Below are 19,294 nucleotides of genomic sequence, written 5' to 3' on the forward strand. Positions count from 1 at the left end.
CCTCGTCTCAGCGGTGCACAGCGTCGGTCGGCGGACTTGAGAGGAACTTGAGGCGGTCGCCGTCGGCGGCCTGCAGCACCGAGTTGACCGTGCCGGGCGCGAGGTACAGCCGCTCGGCGACCTCCCGGACGTCGAGGCCGGCCGCGGTCAGGTCGAGGATGCGGCGCTCGGTGGTGGACAGGTGCTCGGCGGCGGGCCGGGGCTCGTCGGTCAACCCCCGCGCCTCCAGCGCCGCGCATGCCTCCGCGAGGACGCCCGCCGCCCCGCGCTGGTGCGCGGTCTCGCTCGCGGCGCGCAGCAGCGGTTCCGCCTCCTCGTCCGGCACCTCCGGACGGCGGCCCAGCGCGCAGCCGGCCCGGGCCAGCTCGACCGCGGCCGAGGTGGGCGCCAGCACCTCCACCGCCTCGCGCAGGTCGGCCAGCCCCGCCGGGCCGCGCAGCTCACCGAGCAGGCGCAGCGCGGCGCCCAGGTGGCTGGGCGCGCCCCACCGCCGCAGCAGCCGGACCTCCTCCTCCGCGAGGCCGACCGCCTCGCCGGTGCGGCCCAAGCCGGCCAGGGCGAGGGCGCCGGTGCCCCGCCACGGGTGCCACACCGGGTTCGGGATCGCCACCGGCGCCGGGATCCGCACGACCACCCCCAGGGCCTCCTCGAACCTGCCCTCCGCGACCAGCAGCCGGGCGACGGCGTGCTGGAGCAGCCTGCCTCCCTCCCCGGGGTGCGGCGCGGCGAGCCCGGCGTCCGCTGCCCGGCGGGCGGCGGGGAGGTCCCCGCGGTCGAGGTGGCAGGCGATCTCGAAGGCCCGGGTGTAGGAGTCGCCGAGCTCGGTGCCGCCCCACATCCGGGCCTGGTCGAGGGCGTCCCGCAGGCAGGTGAGCGCCTCGTCCAGCTCACCCCGCCGCCAGTGCCAGAAGCCCTGCCACAGGTTCGTCGAGTGCACGGCGAACAGCGATCCCTGCGCGTGCGCCGCGGCCCTGGCCCGGTGCCAGAAGTCCCCGAGGTCGTCGTCGGCGAGCACCCGGACGACGGCGGCGACGATCCAGAACAGCCCGCTGTCGACCGTCCACAGCCGGTCCCCGGCGAGGGCGGCGCGGGCCAGCTCGACGGCCCGGGCCCGGTCCTCCCCGGCCAGGGTGGTCTCGAACGCCAGCGAGGCGGCGAGCATCCGCGCGCCGTCCCCGTCCCCCTCCGGAACCGGGGGCGTCGGCGTCCGCCACACCGCCGGGTCCAGGCCGTGCATGTAGCCGCTGGTGCGCTCCAGCGCGACCAGCGCCTGCCGGTGGTCGGTCAGCTCGGCCGGCAGCGCCGCACCGGCTGCCCGGGCGAAGGCGGTGGCGGTGCCGGGCGGGCTGGCGAAGACGTGCGTGCGGGCGATCACGATCGCCAGGTCCGCGCGGGTCCGCGGGTCGTCGACCAGCGCGTAGGCGCGCAGCAGGTGACCGGTGCCGGCGGCGCCGTCGACCAGCGCCTCCACCGTGCCCAGCTCGATCAGCACGCCGGGCAGGGACCGCAGCGACGGCGGCTCGGTGAGCGCCCGGCGCAGGTAGGTGACGGCGCTGTCGGAGGCACCCCGGTCGGCCGCGGTCCGCGCTGCCCGGCGCAGCACGTCGGTGGTGACCTCGTCGGCGCGGGGCGGGGCGAGCAGCAGGTGGGCCGCCACCTGCTCGTCGCTGGCGCCGGCCGCGCGCAGCAGCCGTGCCGCCTCCTCGTGGCGCAGCCCGCGCTCGGCGGCCGGCAGGTCCCGGTACACGGCGTCGCGGACCAGTGGGTGGACGAACGCCAGCGGCTGCTCGTCCTTGACGATCTCGGCCCGGGCGAGGACGGCGAGGGCCGCCGCCGTCTGCTGCTCGGGCAGGCCGGCCAGCGCGGCGACAACCGGGAGGGGCGCGCCGTCCCCGAGCACGGCTGCCGCCCGGGCCACCGCGGGGACGTCGGGCGGGACCCGGCGGAGCCGGACCAGCACCATGCTGGACACGGCCCGCGAGCCGACCGCGACGACCGTGTCGGCGTGCGCGGCGTCGGGCCGCACCCGGTCGGCCTCCAGCCCGCGCAGCAGCTGCCGCAGCAGCAGCGGGTTCCCCGAGGTGGTGCGGTGGCAGGCGCGGGCGAACAGCGGCGACACCGGCTCCCCCAGCCGGCGGCCGACGATGCGGGTCGTCGCCTCCGCCGACAGCGGCGCGGGCCGGACGACGACCGCCGTGGGCTCGAGTGCCAGCTCGGCGAGCAGCTCCTCGTCGTCGTGCTGCTCCCCGGTCCGGACCGTGCCCACGATGAGCACCGGTACGTCGTCCAGCCGGCGGACCAGGTACGCCAGGCAGCGCAGCGACGCGCTGTCGCACCACTGCAGGTCGTCGACGGACAGCAGCAGGGGGCCGGCAGCGGCGAGCTCGACCGCCAGCCAGTACAGCCCGTGCAGCGCGGCGAACGAGCCCTCCGGCGCCTCGCCCGGGGCGAGGTCGAAGACCGCGCGAGCCGGGGCTGCGGCCCCGCTGAGCAGTTCCTCGCGCCGGTCGGCGGCCATGAGCTCGGGCTCGAACAGCTGCCGGACGGCGCCGAAGCCGAAGGCCTTCTCCAGCTGGCTGCCGCGGGCGGTGAGCACCCGCACTGAGCGCTCGGCCGCCAGCCGCCGGGCCTCGGCGAGCAGCCGGGTCTTGCCGATGCCGGCGGGTCCCTCGACCAGCAGCAGCCCGGGCCGGCCCTCGGCGAGCCCGTCGAGTGCCTCACCGACCGCGGCCAGCTCACGGTCCCGGTCGGCCAGGTCGTCGGGCGCCGCCCGGGCGGCCGCGAGGCGCGGTGCCGGCCCGGGCATGCGTCGCGGCGGGGACCGCAGCGCGGGTGACTGGGCCAGGACGGCGTCCTCCAGTTCCCGCAGGGCCGGACCGGGGTCGACGCCGAGCTCGTCGGCCAGCGTGGCGCGGGCCCGGCGCAGCGCGGCGAGGGCGTCGGCCTGCCGGTCGGACCGGTAGAGGGCCAGGGCGAGCAGCCGCCACCGCTCCTCGCGCAGTGGTTCCTCGGCGACCATGGCCTCCAGGTCGGGGATGAGCAGCGCCGCCTCGCCGAGGTCGAGGCGGGCGGCGAGCAGCCGCTCCCGCGCGGCGGCGCGCAGCTCGGTGAGCCGGCCGATCTCGGCCTCGGCCCACGGCGCGTCGGGGTAGTCGGCGAGGGCCGGCCCCCGCCAGAGCCCGAGCGCCTCCCGGAGCAGGTCCACCGCCTGGTCCGGGGCGGCGGTCGCCGCGCGGTGCACCAGGGTCTCGAAGCGCCACGCGTCCACGGCGTCACCCGGCAGCCGGACGGCGTAGCCGGGGCCCTGCCGCACGATCACCGCCGAGCGGGTGCGCGCGGCGGTGCCCGGTTCGAGCCGGCGGCGCAGGTGGGAGATGTAGGCCTGCAGGGCGCCGCTGGTGTCGGCCGGCGGGTGGTCACCCCAGACGGACTCGACCAGGCGGTCGGCGGGCACGATCTCGCCGCGGGCGAGCAGCAGGACGGCCAGGACGGCGCGCTGCCGTGGACCGCCCAGGTCGAGGGGCGCCCCGGCGCACGAGGCCGTGAGCTCACCCAGGAGGTTGACCCGCAGTTCGGTCGTGCCGACCACCCGCCCTTCCCTGCCCGCCCGAAAGGTAGACGAGCGAGCGCGTGCAGGGCAGGGGCCGCGGCACCGCCGCCGTCCCCAGCGGCCGGCCGTCAGACGCGGGCGGCCGGCGCTGCCAGGCGCCGTCAGGCGCGGGCGGCCAGCAGCCGGTCGATCTTCCCGGCCACCTTCGGCTGGTCCTTGACCGGCAGGTGGGCCAGGGCCGGGGCGATCTCGGCGATCCGGTGCTTCTGGGTCGTGGTGGCGCGGAACAGCAGGCCGGTGGTGACGCCGTGGTCGGGGCGGGCCACCACATCGACGGCGTCGCCGGCACCGACCTCGCCGGTCCGCAGCACCCGCAGGTAGGCGCCGCTGGCCCCGTGCGCGGTGAACCGCTTGACCAGCCGGGGCACGTTCCAGAACCGCTCGAAGTTCGCGCACGGGATCCGGCAGGCGGTCACCTCGAACAGTGCCGTGCCGACCGCCCAGCGCTCCCCGAGGACGGCGTTGGTCAGGTCCAGGCCGCTGGTGCGCAGGTTCTCGCCGAACCGGCCCGGGGGAAGGTCGCGGCCGAGCTCGGCGGCCCACCAGTCGGCGTCCTCCTGGGCGTAGGCGTACACCGCCTGCCCCTCGCCGCCGTGGTACTTCCGGTTGACCTGGACGTCGCCGTCCAGGCCGAGCTCGCCGACGGTGACCCGGCCGTCGACCGGCCGCTTGTCGATGCCGCTGCGGTTCGGGCGCCGGTCGGGCAGCGGCAGCAGGTCCGCGCCCGAGACGCAGACCGCGGTGACCCGGCCGCTCCCGCCACCGGCTCTGCTCACCGGTGAGCTCGCGGGCGCGCTCACTTGGGCTTGGCGGCGGTGGACTCGTTGGTGGAGAGCGCGGCCACGAAGGCCTCCTGGGGGACCTCGACGCGGCCGACCATCTTCATCCGCTTCTTGCCCTCCTTCTGCTTCTCCAGCAGCTTGCGCTTGCGGGTGATGTCACCGCCGTAGCACTTGGCCAGCACGTCCTTGCGGATGGCGCGGACGGTCTCCCGGGCGATCACCCGGGACCCAACCGCGGCCTGGATCGGCACCTCGAACTGCTGCCGCGGGATCAGCTCGCGCAGCTTGCCGGCCATGAGCACGCCGTAGCTGTACGCCTTGTCCTTGTGCACGATCGCGGAGAACGCGTCGACCGCCTCGCCCTGCAGCAGGATGTCCACCTTCACCAGCTGCGACTCCTGCTCACCCGCCTCGGAGTAGTCCAGGGAGGCGTAGCCGCGGGTGCGGGACTTCAGTGCGTCGAAGAAGTCGAAGATGATCTCGCCCAGCGGCAGGGTGTAGCGCAGCTCGACGCGGGTCTCGGACAGGTAATCCATCCCGGTGAGCGCGCCGCGGCGGCTCTGGCAGAGCTCCATGATCGCGCCGGTGTAGTCGCTGGGGGCGATGATCGTGGCGTTGACGATCGGCTCGTAGACCTTGTCGATCTTGCCGGCCGGCCAGTCGCTGGGGTTGGTGACGACGACCTCCGAGCGGTCCTCCATCACCACCCGGTAGACGACGTTGGGCGCGGTCGAGATCAGGCTCAGCCCACCCTCGCGCTCCAGCCGCTCGCGGACGATCTCCAGGTGCAGCAGGCCGAGGAAGCCGACCCGGAACCCGAAGCCCAGCGCGGCCGAGGTCTCCGGCTCGTAGACCAGCGCGGCGTCGTTGAGGAGCAGCTTGTCCAGCGACTCGCGGAGCAGCTGGTACTCGCTGCCGTCGATCGGGTAGAGGCCGGAGTAGACCATCGGCTTGGGGTCGCTGTAGCCGCCGATCGGCTCGGCCGCCGGCTTGTGCTGCAGCGTGACGGTGTCACCGACGCGGGACTGGCGGACGTCCTTCACCCCGGTGATGAAGTAGCCGACCTCACCGACCCCGAGCCCTTCGACCGGCTTGGGCTCCGGGGAGATGACGCCGATCTCCAGCAGCTCGTGGACCGCACCGGTGGACATCATCTTGATCCGCTCGCGCCCGGAGATCCGGCCGTCGACGACCCGGACGTAGGTGATCACGCCGCGGTAGATGTCGTAGACCGAGTCGAAGATCATCGCCCGGGCCGGTGCGTCGGCGTCCCCCTCGGGAGCGGGGATCTTCTCGACGATGACGTCGAGGAGGTCGGCGACGCCCTCCCCGGTCTTGCCGCTGACCCGGAGCACCTCGCTGGGGTCGCAGCCGATGATGTGGGCGATCTCGGCGGCGTACTTCTCCGGCTGCGCGGCCGGCAGGTCGATCTTGTTGAGCACCGGGATGATCGTGAGGTCGTTCTCGATCGCCAGGTACAGGTTGGCCAGCGTCTGGGCCTCGATGCCCTGCGCGGCGTCGACCAGCAGCACGGCGCCCTCGCAGGCGGCCAGCGACCGGGACACCTCGTAGGTGAAGTCGACGTGGCCGGGGGTGTCGATCATGTCGAGGACGTACTCGTCGTCGCCGACCCGCCACGGCAGGCGCACGTTCTGCGCCTTGATGGTGATGCCGCGTTCCCGCTCGATGTCCATCCGGTCGAGGTACTGGGCACGCATCTGCCGTGCCTCGATGATCCCGGTGACCTCGAGCATCCGGTCGGCCAGCGTCGACTTGCCGTGGTCGATGTGGGCGATGATGCAGAAGTTCCGGATCCGGGCAGGATCGGTGGAGGCAGGAGTCGTCACAGTGCTGCCCATCGTCCCACGGACTCCCCCGCCGTCGAGCCGAAACCCCGGCAGGACGCCGCTCGCGCCGCCTGCCCCCGCCTCCGGGTTGGGGCGGTTCCGGTGTGCTGGTATCTTGTGAGGCCGGTCCGCAGGCGCTTCGTCGTGCCGTGGACGCACTGTCAGACGTACCCCTTCCTGCGAGACATCCGAGGCTCACGCGTGGCGAACATCAAGTCCCAGATCAAGCGGATCAAGACGAACGAGCGGGCGCGTCAGCGCAACGTCGCGGTCAAGTCCGCCCTGAAGACGTCGGTCCGGCGTTTCCGCTCGGCCGCCGACGCCGGGGACCGGGAGACCGCGGTCACCGCGCTGCGGAGCGCCAGCAAGGCGCTGGACAAGGCCGCCAGCAAGGGCATCATCCACAAGAACCAGGCCGCCAACCGCAAGTCGGCGCTGGCCAAGCGCGCTGCCGCTCTCTGATCCACCGGGGCGGCCGCGCCGCCCCGTCCACGAGCCCCTCCCCCGCTGGGAGAGGGGCTCGTCGCGTTCCGGGCCGCTCTGCGTGCCCCTCAGCGGCCGCGGGGGCGGTTGCCCGAGGTGGCCCGGATCTCCACGATCCGCCGGACCGCGCGCTCGAGCGCGTAGTCGGCGCTGGCGGCCGCGCCCTTTACGTCGGCGTTCAGCTCCGCCGTGACACCGATCGCCTGCTGCAGGGCGTCGATCGTCCAGCCCCGCGCCTGGGCCTGCGCCTTCTTCACCTTCCACGGCGGGAGCTTCAGCTGCCGCGCGAGGTCGCCGATGTTGGAGGTGTTCAGCGACGCCACCCGCGCGGCGGTGCGCACCCCGTCGGCGAGGGCGTCGGCGATGAGCACGTGGGCCACACCGCGCTCGAGCGCCCAGCGGAGCATCTCCACCGACCCGGCGGTGTCCCCGACCAGCACCCGCTCGGCGACGGTGAACCCGGAGACCTCCGCCTGCCCGCGGTGGAACCGGGCGACGGCGTCGGCGTCGATCGTGCCGCCGAAGTCGGAGACGAGCTGGCTGGCCGCCGAGGACAGCTGCCGCAGGTCGTTGCCCACCGCGTCCAGCAACGCGACGGCCGCGTCCGGGGTGATCCTGCCGCCCGCGGCGCGGACCTCGTTGCGCACGAACGCGATCCGGTCCCCCGGAGAGCTGATCCTCGGGCAGTCGTCGACCGCCGCGCCCGCCGCCTTGAACGTCTTCAGCAGCGCCTCGTTCCGCTTTCCGCCGGCGTGCACCAGGACGAGCGTGAGGTCGGGGTCCGGGTCCGTGGTGTAGCTCGTCAGCGCCTCGGCCAGCGTGGCCGCGGCCTCGTGGACGCCGGTCACCACCACCAGCCGGTGCCCGCCGAACAGCGACGGGGCGAGCACGTCGGCCAGTTGCCCCACCGGCAGCCCGGCCGCGGCGAGCTCGTGCTCCTCGCTGTCGGGGTGGCGCTCGCGGACCGCGGCCCGGACGGCGGTCACGGCTCGCGCACGGAGCAGCTCCTCCTCGCCCACCACCAGCCGCAGCCGGGACGTCGGTGCGGGGGGTGCGGCTGCCACGCGGCCATGCTGCCACGCGGAGCTGACCGGACCGCGCCGCGACCGGCGCCGGGAACGGTGCCCCCGGACCGGACGCGCCGGCGCGGAGCACGGCGTCGGGACCGCGGATGGCGACCCCCCACTCCCCCGCCCGGCCGACCACCGCCACGTCGCCGTCCCGGTCGGTGCGGTAGGTGCGCATCCCCTGGGCGGCCAGCAGGTCGAGCAGCCGGTCGGCGGGGTGCCCGTAGGAGTTGTCCGCCCCGACCGACACCAGGGCCACCCGGGCGCCGCTGGCGGCCAGGAACCCCGCGTCCGCGTCGGCGCTGCCGTGGTGCGGCACCTTGAGCACGTCGGCGGTGAGGTCGGTCCCCGCGGCCGCCAGGCCGGCCTCCGCCTCGGCGCCGAGGTCACCGGTGAGCAGCACCCGCAGGCCCCGATGGCTGGCGCGCACCACCAGCGACAGGTCGTTGGCCTCGGCCGCGGCGGTCGCTGCGGCCGGGTCGGGCGCGAGCACCTCGAACGTCGCGCTGCCCACGGTCCGCCGGTCGCCGGGGACCAGCACGACGTGCCGGGCTCCGACACCGTGCAGCACCTCCGAGACCGCGGGCAGCCGGTCGTCGCCCGGGGCGAGCGTCCCGGTGGCCACCTCGCCGACCCGGCGGCCGCTGAGCGCGCCGGCCAGCCCCGCCACGTGGTCGGCGTCGAGGTGCGACAGGAGCACCAGGGGGAGCTCGTCGACGCCCAGCCGGGTCAGGCAGGCGTCGACCGCCGGCCCGTCGGGACCGGCGTCGACCAGCACCCCGGCCCCCGCGCCGGTCGGCACCACGAGCGCGTCACCTTGACCGACGTCGCAGGCGACCACCACCGAGCCGGGCACGGGCCAGCCCCGGGTGGCCTGCCGCAGCGGCCAGCCCAGGACCACGACGCCCACGAGCACCGCCAGCGCGAGCGCCCGGCACCGGGGCCAGCGCCACAGCGCCCAGCCGCCGACGGCCAGCAGCACCGCGAGCAGGACGGCTCCCGCCGCGCCCGCCGGCCAGCCGGCCGCCCCGTCGGGGACCGCGGCCGCGCGCTCGGCGACGCCGACCAGCCAGCGCACCGGCCAGCCGGCGAGCCAGGTGGCCGCGTCGGCCAGCACGGGCGCGACCGGGGAGAGCAGCGTCGCGACCAGCCCGAGCACGGTGGCCGGGGCGACCGCGGGCGCGGCGACCAGGTTGGCCGGCAGGGAGACGAGGCTGACCACCCCGGAGAGGGCGGCCACCAGCGGAGCCGTGGCGAGACCTGCGGCGGCGCTGACCGCCAGCGCGTCGGCCGGCAGGCGGGGCACGCCGCGCCGCCGCAGGGCCCGCGACCACGGCGGCGCCAGCAGCACGATGGCCGCGGTGGCCACCACCGACAGCGCGAAACCGCCGTCGCGGGCCAGCCCGGGCTCGGTCAGGAGCAGGACGACGACCGCCGCCGCCAGCGCGGGGACCGCCGTCCGGGAACGCCCGGAGGCGAGCGCGAGCAGACCCACCCCGCCCATCGCCGCCGCGCGCAGCACGCTGGCCCCCGGCCGGGCCAGCACGACGAACAGCGCGATCCCGAGGACCCCGACCAGCGCCTGGACCCGCCGGTCGGTGCCGCGGGCCCGCAGCGGCCACAGCAGGAACGCGACGACGATCGCCACGTTGGCCCCGGACACGGCGGTCAGGTGCGCGAGCCCGGCCCGGCGGAACTCGTCGGTCAGCACGTCGTCCATCGCCCGGGTGTCGCCGACCACCAGCCCGGGCAGCAAGCCGGCCGGGCGGGCCGGCAGGGTGCGCGCCGCCGACTCGGCGAGCTCGGCCCGGAGGGTGCCGGCGGCCTCCTGCAGCGCTCCCGGTCCGCCGGTGGGCACCGGCGGCGCCCGGGCGGACAGGACGGCGACGACCTCGTCCCCCGGCTCCGCGGGGCGGACGGCCGCGCGCACCCCGACGACCTGCCCGGGGAGCAGCTCGGCCCACGCGTCCGCCGGCCCGAACAGCAGCACCGGCGCGGCGCGGACGGGCGAGCCCTCGACCTCCTGCACCGTCGCGGCGACCAGCACCCGGGGTGCGCCGGCTCCCGACAGCGGCCGGGGGTCGTCGTCCACGCGCAACACGACCGGCACCACCGCCTCCCGCGCGGCGAGGGGACGCAACGGCGAGGTCCCGTCGAGCTGGGCGCGGACGCCTCCCAGCACGGCGGACACGGTGAGAGCGGCCAGGCAGCCGGCCAGCACCGCGGCCCGGCCGGCCCTGGCGCTCCGCCACCCGGTCAGCAGGACGGCCCCCACGACCGCCGCACCCCCACCCACGGCGAGGCTGAGCACCGGCGCGAGGTGCGGGGTGACCAGCGTGACCACCCAGACGGTCGCCGCCGCCGGCAGCAGCCGCAGGTCGACCCAGGCCCAGCGCGCGTCGGTGCGCACCCGCCGCACCTCGGCGGGCCGGCGGGATCCCGACGGCGAGGTCACCGGACCGTCACCCGGTCCTGCACCTCGGCGTAGATCGCCGGGCCGATGCCGTCCACGTCGTCGAGCTGCTCGACGCTGCTGAACGGACCCTGGGCGGTCCGGTGGTCGACGATCCGCTGCGCCAGCACCGGGCCGATGCCCGGCAGCGCGTCCAGGTCGGCGACCGTGGCCGTGTTGAGGTCGAGCGCTCCTCCCGCTGCGGCGCCGGCGCCCGCGGCCGCCGGCGCCGCCCCCGGCCGGGCGACCACGACCTGCTCACCGTCGACGAGCACCGCGGCGGCGTTGACCGACGCCGGGTCCGCGTCGGGCAGCAGCCCGCCGGCCGCGGCGAGCGCGTCGGCCACCCGCGCTCCTGGCGGGAGGGTGACCAGTCCGGGAGCGGCGACCGCACCGACGACGGACACGACGACCGGTTCGGGCGCCGACGCGGTCGGGGGCGCGGACGACGTCCCCGCCGGCACCTCGGCCCCGACGGGGGCGGCGCCGGTCACCCGCTCGACGGCGGGCCGGTCGGCCCAGGTCCAGCCGGCGACCAGCAGCGCGGCCAGCACGGCCGCGGCCCACAGCGACCAGGCACCCCGCCGCCCGGGGTCCAGCCGGGCGGCCGGGCCGGGCAGCCGGTGACGCCCGAGTCCCGCGGGGGCCGGCAGCTCGGGAGGCGCTTCGAGGGGGACGGGCACCGTCTCCGCCGGGTCGTCCGGCCAGGCTCCGGCCGCCGGCGGTTCGTCCTCGTCGTCCGGCACCCACCCGCCGGCGGGGCCCCGGCCCTCGGCCAGCAACGCCCGCAACCGGGCGCGGATGACGTCGTCGTCATCGCGGCGGCGGCGGGCGGAGGAACGCACCTGCCGGACGCTAGGGAGGCCCGACCGGTCGGCGCCACGGCCTGCGCCAGGCTGTGGACGACCGTCCTGGCTGTGGACGACGGAACGCACCGGACGCGTCGACCGGCCACGGTGCGCGGGTGATCCCGGCCCCGCGTTCAGCCCTGCTGCGGCTCCTCACCGTGCTCCTGCTCGGTGGGGTCGACCACCAGACCCACGGCACCCGGCCCCACGTGCGCTCCCACCGCAGCTCCGAGCTCGCTCACGTGCAGCGCGGTCAGCCGGGGCAGTCGTCCGCGGAGCTGCTCGGCGAGCCGGGCGGCCCGCTCGGGCGCGGCCAGGTGGTGCACCGCCACCGCCACCGGCGCGTCCCCGGCCGCCTCGGCGGCCCGCTGGACGAGCCGGTGCAGCGCCCGGCTCGACGTGCGGACCTTCTCCAGCGCGACGACCCGCCCGTCCGCGACGTGCAGCAGCGGCTTCACCGACAGCGCGCTGCCCAGCAGCGCGGCGGCCGAGCCGATCCGGCCGCCCCGGCGCAGGTGCTCGAGGGTGTCCACGACGAAGAACGTGCGGGTCGCGGCGGCGGTGGACCGCGCGACCTCCGCCACCGCCCCGGCCGGCTGCCCGGCGGCCGCCGCGCGGGCCGCGGCGAGGACGGCGAACCCGCTGCCCATCGCCGCCGAACGGGAGTCCAGGACGGTCACCAGGTGCTCACCGACCTGCGCCGCGGCCAGCCGCGCCGCGTCGTGGGTGCCGGACAGCTCGGCGGACAGGTGGATGGAGACGATCCGGTCGGCCCCGGCGCCGAGCAGCCGCCGGTACACGGCGACGAAGTCACCGGGCGTCGGCCGGGAGGTGGAGACGTGACCGCCGCGGGTGCTCAGCGCCCGGGCCACCTCGTCGGGGGTGACGTCGGTGCCCTCGCGTCCGGACCGGCCGGCCAGCCCCACGTACAGCGGCACGACCTCGATGCGCAGCCGCTCGACCAGGTCGGGAGGCAGGTAGGCCGTGGAGTCGGTGACCACGGCGACGGGCATGGCCGGAGGCTAACCCGCTGGCCGGGCGGCCCGGGGGCCACCCCGCGCCCCCGGGTACGGGGGCGCGGTGGGGTCAGACGGCGTCGGCGTCCTGTGCGGGAGCCGGCGCGCCCTCCTCCGGGCTCGCCCCGGCGTGGGGGGCGTCCGGGACGTCGGTCCCCGAGCGGCCGTCCCGCAGTCCCTCGACCCGTCCCGGGCCCGGCACCGCGAGGTTGTGCCGCATCAGCCGCCAGCCCGACGAGTGGAACGCCAGCTCGCTCCAGTGGCAGTTGCCCAGCGGTCCGAAGACCCGCCGGTGCTCCGGGCCCAGACCGAGCAGCGCCTCGAGCAGCCGCCCCGCCGTGCCGCCGTGGGTCACAAGGACCGCCGTGTCCACCGGCGGCAGGTCGGCGACGGCCGCCAGGACCCGCGCCGCGACGTCGGCCTGCGCCTCTCCCCCGCGGCCGGGCACCGGCCGTCCGGCCTGCCAGTCGGCGTACTGGTCCGGGAGCTGCTCGGCGACCTCGTCCCGGGTCAGTCCCTCCCAGCAGCCCAGCCCGTGCTCCCGCAGGCGCTCGTCCACCCTCAGCTCGACGCCCAGCAGCGGCGCGAGCGTCGCCGCGGTGTCCGCGGCGCGCTGCAGGTCGCTGGAGACCAGCACCGCCTCCGTGCCGTGCAGCGCCGCGGCGAGGTGCGGGGCGGTCCGCGCCGCCTGGGCGCGTCCCTCGGCGTCCAGCGGCGGGTCCAGTTGCCCCTGGAACCGTCCCGCCGCGTTCCACTCGGTGCGGCCGTGCCGCCAGACGAGCAGGCGACGGATCGAGGGGGCGGACAGCGGGTCGGTCACCGGTGGGTCTCGTCGGTCTCCGCGTCGGACTGCTGGCCGGCGGCGGCCGGGCCGGTGTCCCCGGCCGCCGCGGGGCCCTCGGCGGGCGCGGCCGCCTCCGGCGCACCGTCCCCACCGGCCGTGCCGGCCGCCCTGCCGGGCAGCGAGCGGTCCACGAACGGGATCACCGGGCAGTCCTTCCACAGCCGCTCGAGGGCGTAGTAGGCGCGTTCCTCCGCGTGCTGCACGTGGACGACGATGTCGACGAAGTCCAGCAGCACCCAGCGGGACTCGGCGACCCCCTCCCGGCGCACCGGCTTGGCGCCGTGCTCGCGCAGCCGCTCCTCGACCTCGTCGACGATGGACTGCACCTGACGCTCGTTGGGTGCGGACGCCAGCACGAAGGCGTCGGTGATCGCCAGTCGCTCGCTGACGTCCACGATCATGACGTCGGTGGCCAGCTTGTCCGCGGCGGCCTGCGCGGCGATCAGCGCGGTCTCTCGGGCCTCGGCCGAGGCGGTCATCGGGGCATCTCCTGCAGATCGGGGGACGTGGTGTCCCCGGGGGCTGGGTGGTCGGGCAGCGTCGGCTTGTCCGGCTGCTCGTCCGTGGGTGGTCCCGCCTGGGGACGGGCGCCGTCCGGCCGGGGGCTGCGATGACCCGCACGGTCCCGTACCACCGTACGGTCGCCGCGGTAGAGGCCGCGCTTCTCGATGTACTGCACGACGCCGTCGGGGACGAGGTACCAGACCGGCATCCCGCGGTGCACGCGCTCGCGGCAGTCCGTCGAGCTGATCGCCAGCGCCGGCACCTCGACCAGGCTGACCGCGCCCTCGGGCAGGTCGGCGTCGGCCAGGTGGTAGCCCGGGCGGGTCACCCCGACGAAGTGGGCGAGCTGGAAGAGCCGGTCGGTGTCCCGCCAGCTCATGATCTGGGCCAGCGCGTCCGCGCCGGTGATGAAGAACAGCTCGGCGTCCGGGTGCTCGCGGTGCAGGTCGCTGAGTGTGTCGATGGTGTAGGTCGGGCCGCGCCGGTCCACGTCCACCCGGCTCACCGAGAACCGCGGGTTGGAGGCGGTCGCGATCACCGTCATCAGGTAGCGGTCCTCGGCCGGGCTCACCCCGCGTTCGGACTTCTGCCACGGCTGGCCGGTCGGGACGAACACGACCTCGTCGAGGCCGAAGAGCCCGGCGACCTCGCTGGCGGCCACGAGGTGCCCGTGGTGGACGGGGTCGAAGGTCCCGCCCATCACTCCCAGTCGACGTGCTGCCACCGATCGAGCCTAGCCCGGTGCCGGTGGCCGCCGCCGAGGCGACCGCCGGGTCACGCCCGCCAGATCGGCGAACCGGGCGGTGCGCGTCGGCGCCCGCGACCTCAGCGGGTGTGCCCGCTGCCGGTGACGACGTACGTGGTGGAGGTGAGCTCGGGCAGCCCCAGCGGGCCGCGGGCGTGCAGCTTCTGGGTGGAGATGCCGATCTCCGCGCCGAACCCGAACTCGCCCCCGTCGGTGAACCGGGTGGAGGCGTTGACCAGGACGGCGGCCGCGTCCACCCCGGCGGTGAAGTCGGCGATGGCTCCCGCGGAGTCGGCCACGATCGCCTCGGAGTGCCCGCTCCCCCACCGCGCGATGTGGTCCAGCGCAGCCGGCAGGTCGTCGACCACCCGCACGGCCATGTCCAGCGACAGGTACTCGGCCGCCCAGTCCTCGTCAGTGGCCGGGACGACACCCTCGGCGGCCGCTTGCGCGGCCTCGTCGCCGTGCAGGGTGACCCCCGCGTCGGCGAGGGCCGCCAGCAGCCGCGGCAGGAAGGGCACGTCGCGGTGCACGAGCAGCGTCTCCGCGGAGTTGCAGACGCTGACCCGGTGGGTCTTGGAGTTGAGCACGATCGCCTCGGCCATGGCCGCGTCGGCCGAGGCGTCGACGTACACGTGGCAGTTGCCGACGCCGGTCTCGATGACCGGGACGGTGGACTCGCGGACCACCCGCTGGATCAGCGAGGCGCCCCCGCGCGGGATGACGACGTCCACCAGCCCGCGCGCGTTCAGCAGCTCCCCCACCGACGCCCGGTCGGCCGGCAGCAGGGCGACCGACCCGGCCGGCAGGCCGGCCTTCTCCGCGGCCTCGGTGAGGACGGCGACCAGCGCGGTGTTCGTGCGGTGCGCCGAGGCCGACCCGCGCAGCAGCGCCGCGTTGCCGCTCTTCAGGCACAGCCCGGCGGCGTCGACGGTCACGTTCGGACGGGCCTCGTAGATGATCCCGACCACGCCGAGCGGCACCCGCACCTGCCGCAGCTGCAGGCCGTTGGGCAGCCGGGACCCGCGGACGACGTCGCCGACCGGGTCCGGCAGGGCGATCAGCTGCCGCAGCGCGTCGGCCACCGAGGCCAGCCGGGTCCGGTCCAGGCGCAGCCGGTCCAGCAGCGAGGACGGCGTCCCCTCCGCGGCCGCGGCGTCGACGTCGGCGGTGTTGGCCGCGAGCACCTCGTCGGCCCGCTCCAGCAGCGCGTCGGCCATCGCGGCGAGCGCGGCGTCCTTGGTGGCGGTGGGCAGGGTGCGGAGCACACGCGCGGCCTCACGGGCGCGGTGGGCAGCGGCCCCGATCAGCGGGAAGTCGGCCTCGGACACGGGTCGAGGTTACGCGGCGCCCGGGGTCAGGAACGGGCGAGCCGGTGGCGCAGGCCGGCGCGCACTGCGGGCCACTCGCTGTCGAGGATCGAGAAGACCACGGTGTCCCGCAACGAGCCGTCCGGCTGCCGCCGGTGGTTGCGCAGCACGCCGTCCTGCTTGGCGCCGAGCCGGGCGATCGCCGTCCGGGACTGCAGGTTGTGCCAGTGGGTGCGGAACTCCACCGCGATGCACCCGAGCACCTCGAAGGCGTGGGTGAGCAGCAGCAGCTTGCTCTCCGCGTTCACCCCGCTGCGCTGCGCCGAGGCGGCGGTCCAGGTGTAGCCGATCTCCAGCCGCGGCACCTCGGGCTCCACGTTGCAGTAGGTGGTCACCCCGACCGCCGTCCCGTCGGCGGTGCGGCGCACGAGGAACGGCAGCATCGTCCCGGCGTCCCGGGCGGCGAGCTTGGCGGCGACGTCGGCCGCCATCCCCTCCGGCGTCGGGACGCTGGTGTACCAGAGCTCCCACAGCCGGCCGTCCGACGCGGCGCCGACCAGCTCGTCGACGGAGCCGGCGGACAGCGGCTCGAGGGTGACCAGGGACCCGGACAGGGTCACCGGCGACAGGAACGCCTCCATCAGCCGCGCAGCGCCCGGAGCACCCGCTTGCGGGCGTCCCCGGTCAGCCGGTCGACGAACAGCTTCCCGTCGAGGTGGTCGACCTCGTGCTGCAGGCAGCGGGCCATCAGCCCGGTGCCCTCCAGGCGCAGCGGCGCCCCGTGCACGTCGAAGCCCTCGGCCACGCAGTGCATCGCCCGGACGGTGGGGGCGTAGAGGCCGGGGATGGACAGGCACCCCTCGTCGTCGTCCTGGGTCTCCGCCGAGCGCTCGGTCACCACCGGGTTGACCAGGTGGCCGATGACGCCGTCGACGTTGTAGGAGAAGACCCGCAGGCCCACGCCGATCTGCGGCGCGGCGACCCCGGCCCGGCCGGGGTGGTCGACCGTCTCCTCCAGGTCGCGCACCAGCGCGGCCAGGTCCTTGTCGAAGGCGCGCACCGGGTCGGCGGGCGTGCGGAGGACGGGATCACCGATCTCGCGGATGGGTCGAACGCTCACCGGTGCAGTCTGTCAGCCGAGGACTCGGCGCCCGACCAGCACCATCTCGTCCCGGTGCACGACCTCGCGGCGGTGCTCCGGGTCCAGCTCGCCGGTCTTGCGGCCGACCAGGTCCGGCATCTCCCGGGCGTCGTAGGCGACCAGGCCACGGGCGACGACGACCCCGTCCGGGCCGACCAGCTCCACGGGGTCGTCGGCCAGGAAGTCCCCGCTCACCCCGGTGACCCCCGCCGCCAGCAGCGAGGCGTGCCGCTCGCGGACGGCGCGGACGGCCCCCTCGTCGAGCAGCACGCGACCCCGTGGCCGGCTGGCGTACCGGAGCCAGAACTGCCGCGCCGAGGGCCGCCGGCCCGACGCCGCGAACAGCGTCCCGACCCGCTCCCCCGCGAGCGCGGCGGCGGCCTGCGGCGTCGAGGTGACGACGACGGGCACCCCGGCCGCGGAGGCGATGAACGCCGCCTCGACCTTGGTGGCCATCCCGCCGGTGCCCACGCCGTTGCGGCTGGCCGAGCCGAGCGCGACGCTCGCCAGGTCCGCGCGGCCGCGCACGGTCTCCACCAGCCGCGCCGGACCTGAACGCGGGTCCCCGTCGTAGACGCCGTCGACGTCGGAGAGCAGCACCAGCGCGTCGGCGACCGCCAGGTGCGCCACCAGCGCGGCGAGCCGGTCGTTGTCGCCGAAGCGGATCTCCTCGGTGGCGACCGTGTCGTTCTCGTTCACGATCGGCAGCACCCCGAGGGCCAGCAGCCGCTCGACGGTCTGCCGGGCGTTGCGGTAGTGGCCGCGCCGGGTCAGGTCGTCGGCGGTGAGCAGCACCTGGCCGACGGTGATGCCGTGCGTGGCGAACGCGTCGGCGTAGGTCTGCACCAGCCGCAGCTGCCCGACGCTGGCCGCCGCCTGCGCGGTCGCCAGGTCCCGCGGCCGGGTCTCGATGCCCAGCGGCGCGAGGCCCGCCGCGATCGCCCCGGAGGAGACCAGGACGACCTCGCGGCCGGCGGCCCGCAGTGCCGCGAGGACGTCGACGAGCGACCGCAGCCGCTCGCCGTCCAGCCCGCCGGGCAGCGTGGTCAGCGACGAGGAGCCGACCTTGACCACGACCCGCTGCGCCCCGGCGATCTCCGGCCGGGTGCTCACCGGTGCTCGTCGGGGTCTTCGAGCAGGGACTGGTCGATGTAGCCGTCGTCCTCGGCGACCTCGTAGGGCACCCGGCGGGCCTTCTTGGCCGCCAGCCGCTCCTCGGCGCCGCGCCGGGTGTTCGTCTCCAGCCGGACGTCGGTGCCGCGGCCACCCAGACCCGCGGACTCCTCGATCGTGAGCGTGCCGGCCGGCAGCGTCGGCTCCCAGTCGAAGGTGACGTCCCCGACGGTCACCGCGTCGCCGGGGACGGCGCCGGCCGCGGCCAGTGCCTCCTCGACGCCGAGCCGGTTGAGCCGGTCGGCGAGGAAGCCCACGGCCTCGTCGTTGGTGAAGTCGGTCTGCACGACCCACCGCTCGGGCTTGCGGCCGCGCACCAGCCAGCCGTCGGTGCGCGGGTCGGGCTCGACGGTGAAGCCGCCGTCGTCGACCGCCCGCGGGGTGAGGGTGATCCGCGCCGGCTCGACCTCCGGCAGCGAGGCGCGGTACTGCTCGACCTCGCGGGCGAGCGCGAAGCCCAGCTCGCCGAGACCCTCGTGGGTGGCCACGCTGACCGGGAAGACCTGCAGGCCGCGCGCCTCGAGCGAGTCGCGCACGAGGTCGACCAGCTCCCGCGCGTCCGGGACGTCGATCTTGTTGAGGACGGCGATCCGCAGCCGGCCCACCAGGTCGAGCTCGTCGCCGCCGTACTCGCGCAGCTCGTGCTCGAGGGCCTCGATGTCGCTCTCCGGGTCGCGCCCGGGCTCCATCGTCGCCATGTCGACCACGTGCACCAGGACCGCGCAGCGCTCGACGTGCCGGAGGAACTGCAGCCCGAGGCCCTTGCCGGTCGAGGCGCCGGGGATGAGACCCGGGACGTCGGCCATCGTGTAGGTGACGTCGCCGGCCCGGACCACGCCCAGCTGCGGCACCAGCGTGGTGAACGGGTAGTCGGCGATCTTCGGGCGGGCGGCGGACATCGCGGCGACCAGCGAGGACTTGCCCGCCGAGGGGTACCCGACCAGGCCGACGTCGGCGATCGACTTCAGCTCCAGGACGGCGTCCACCGTCTCGCCGGGCTCACCGAGCAGCGCGAAGCCGGGGGCCTTGCGCCGCGAGTTGGCCAGCGCGGCGTTGCCCAGCCCGCCCTTGCCGCCGCGGGCCAGCACCAGCCGGGTGCCGGCACCCATCAGGTCGGCGATGACCTCGCCGCCGACCGAGACGACCGTACCCGGGGGGACCCGCAGCACCCGGTCCTCGCCGCGGCCGCCGTTCTTGAAGTCCCCGGCGGCCTGCTTGCCGTTGCCGGCCTTCTGGTGCGGGGAGTGGTGGAAGTCCAGCAGGGTGTGCACGTTCGGGTCGACCTCGAGGACGACGTCCCCACCGTCGCCGCCGTTGCCCCCGTCGGGACCGCCCAGCGGCTTGAACTTCTCGCGGTGCACCGAACTGACCCCGTGGGACCCGTTGCCCGCGGCCACGTGGACCGTCACCCGGTCGACGAAAGCGGCCATGGTCGCCGCCTCTCTGCTACTGCCTGTGGATGTGGCTGTGTC

General features: G+C 76.0%; 15 protein-coding genes and 1 pseudogene. 1 reads left to right on the plus strand and 15 read right to left on the minus strand.

The annotated features are described in order from the left end of the window. Positions 1–7 precede the first annotated feature (7 nt). The 3 genes from HL189_RS10060 to lepA form a co-directional block, all read right to left on the minus strand. Positions 8–3,589: a BTAD domain-containing putative transcriptional regulator gene (locus HL189_RS10060; RefSeq protein WP_369133559.1), complete on the minus strand. Its 3,582-nt coding sequence runs from the start codon at positions 3,587–3,589 to the stop codon at positions 8–10. Between the two features lie 122 nt (positions 3,590–3,711). Further along, a complete protein-coding gene (locus tag HL189_RS10065) occupies positions 3,712–4,386 on the minus strand; it encodes an MOSC domain-containing protein (protein WP_369133560.1) in 675 nt (224 codons plus the stop codon). 20 nt (positions 4,387–4,406) lie between these two features. After that, positions 4,407–6,251 (minus strand): translation elongation factor 4, encoded by a 1,845-nt coding sequence (gene lepA, locus HL189_RS10070; RefSeq protein WP_369133561.1) that lies wholly within the window; start codon positions 6,249–6,251, stop codon positions 4,407–4,409. A gap of 189 nt (positions 6,252–6,440) precedes the next feature. Here lepA and rpsT point away from each other — a divergent pair, with 189 nt between their 5' ends. After that, entirely contained in the window at positions 6,441–6,701 is a 261-nt protein-coding gene (gene rpsT / locus HL189_RS10075; RefSeq protein WP_369133562.1) for a 30S ribosomal protein S20, read from the plus strand. Between the two features lie 89 nt (positions 6,702–6,790). On the opposite strand, the gene holA is transcribed toward rpsT, so the two are convergent. From holA to obgE, 12 genes and pseudogenes are all read right to left on the minus strand, one after another. Continuing rightward, entirely contained in the window at positions 6,791–7,786 is a 996-nt protein-coding gene (holA, locus tag HL189_RS10080) for a DNA polymerase III subunit delta (RefSeq protein WP_369133563.1), read from the minus strand. Positions 7,787–8,096: 310 nt separating this feature from the next. Next, positions 8,097–10,244 (minus strand): annotated as a pseudogene (locus HL189_RS10085) (ComEC/Rec2 family competence protein); the annotation flags it as partial. Next, positions 10,241–11,086, minus strand: coding sequence for a helix-hairpin-helix domain-containing protein (locus HL189_RS10090; protein WP_369133564.1), 846 nt, complete (start codon positions 11,084–11,086; stop codon positions 10,241–10,243). The gene HL189_RS10090 and the pseudogene HL189_RS10085, both read right to left, overlap by 4 nt. 137 nt (positions 11,087–11,223) lie before the next feature. Continuing rightward, positions 11,224–12,102: a DegV family protein gene (locus HL189_RS10095; protein WP_369133565.1), complete on the minus strand. Its 879-nt coding sequence runs from the start codon at positions 12,100–12,102 to the stop codon at positions 11,224–11,226. 73 nt (positions 12,103–12,175) lie between these two features. Further along, the gene (locus HL189_RS10100; RefSeq protein WP_369133566.1) at positions 12,176–12,925 is read right to left on the minus strand and encodes a histidine phosphatase family protein; all 750 of its coding nucleotides are present in this window, start codon (positions 12,923–12,925) and stop codon (positions 12,176–12,178) included. Beyond that, positions 12,922–13,428: a ribosome silencing factor gene (gene rsfS, locus HL189_RS10105; protein ID WP_369133567.1), complete on the minus strand. Its 507-nt coding sequence runs from the start codon at positions 13,426–13,428 to the stop codon at positions 12,922–12,924. Before rsfS ends, HL189_RS10100 begins: the two co-directional genes overlap by 4 nt. Continuing rightward, complete coding sequence (gene nadD, locus HL189_RS10110) at positions 13,425–14,177, minus strand: nicotinate-nucleotide adenylyltransferase (RefSeq protein WP_369133568.1); 753 nt, start codon at positions 14,175–14,177, stop codon at positions 13,425–13,427. The genes rsfS and nadD overlap by 4 nt, the downstream gene beginning before the upstream one ends. A gap of 101 nt (positions 14,178–14,278) precedes the next feature. Continuing rightward, positions 14,279–15,529, minus strand: coding sequence for a glutamate-5-semialdehyde dehydrogenase (locus HL189_RS10115; RefSeq protein WP_369133569.1), 1,251 nt, complete (start codon positions 15,527–15,529; stop codon positions 14,279–14,281). A gap of 26 nt (positions 15,530–15,555) precedes the next feature. Continuing rightward, a complete protein-coding gene (locus HL189_RS10120) occupies positions 15,556–16,149 on the minus strand; it encodes a GNAT family N-acetyltransferase (protein WP_369133570.1) in 594 nt (197 codons plus the stop codon). Continuing rightward, entirely contained in the window at positions 16,149–16,628 is a 480-nt protein-coding gene (gene def, locus HL189_RS10125) for a peptide deformylase (RefSeq protein WP_369133571.1), read from the minus strand. The genes HL189_RS10120 and def overlap by 1 nt, the downstream gene beginning before the upstream one ends. Positions 16,629–16,640: 12 nt before the next feature. After that, complete coding sequence (proB, locus tag HL189_RS10130; RefSeq protein WP_369133572.1) at positions 16,641–17,762, minus strand: glutamate 5-kinase; 1,122 nt, start codon at positions 17,760–17,762, stop codon at positions 16,641–16,643. Then, complete coding sequence (gene obgE / locus HL189_RS10135) at positions 17,759–19,252, minus strand: GTPase ObgE (RefSeq protein ID WP_369133573.1); 1,494 nt, start codon at positions 19,250–19,252, stop codon at positions 17,759–17,761. The genes proB and obgE overlap by 4 nt, the downstream gene beginning before the upstream one ends. Positions 19,253–19,294: the final 42 nt, after the last annotated feature.

The sequence above is a fragment of the Modestobacter sp. I12A-02662 genome, assembly GCF_041028325.1.
GTDB lineage: Bacteria > Actinomycetota > Actinomycetes > Mycobacteriales > Geodermatophilaceae > Modestobacter.

Coding starts and splice junctions, on each gene's coding strand:
- lepA (WP_369133561.1), bottom strand. CDS start 6,251: ATGGGCAGCACTGTGACGACTCCTGCCTCCACCGATCCTGCCCGGATC.
- obgE (WP_369133573.1), bottom strand. CDS start 19,252: ATGGCCGCTTTCGTCGACCGGGTGACGGTCCACGTGGCCGCGGGCAAC.
- rsfS (WP_369133567.1), bottom strand. CDS start 13,428: ATGACCGCCTCGGCCGAGGCCCGAGAGACCGCGCTGATCGCCGCGCAG.
- HL189_RS10120 (WP_369133570.1), bottom strand. CDS start 16,149: ATGGAGGCGTTCCTGTCGCCGGTGACCCTGTCCGGGTCCCTGGTCACC.
- HL189_RS10095 (WP_369133565.1), bottom strand. CDS start 12,102: ATGCCCGTCGCCGTGGTCACCGACTCCACGGCCTACCTGCCTCCCGAC.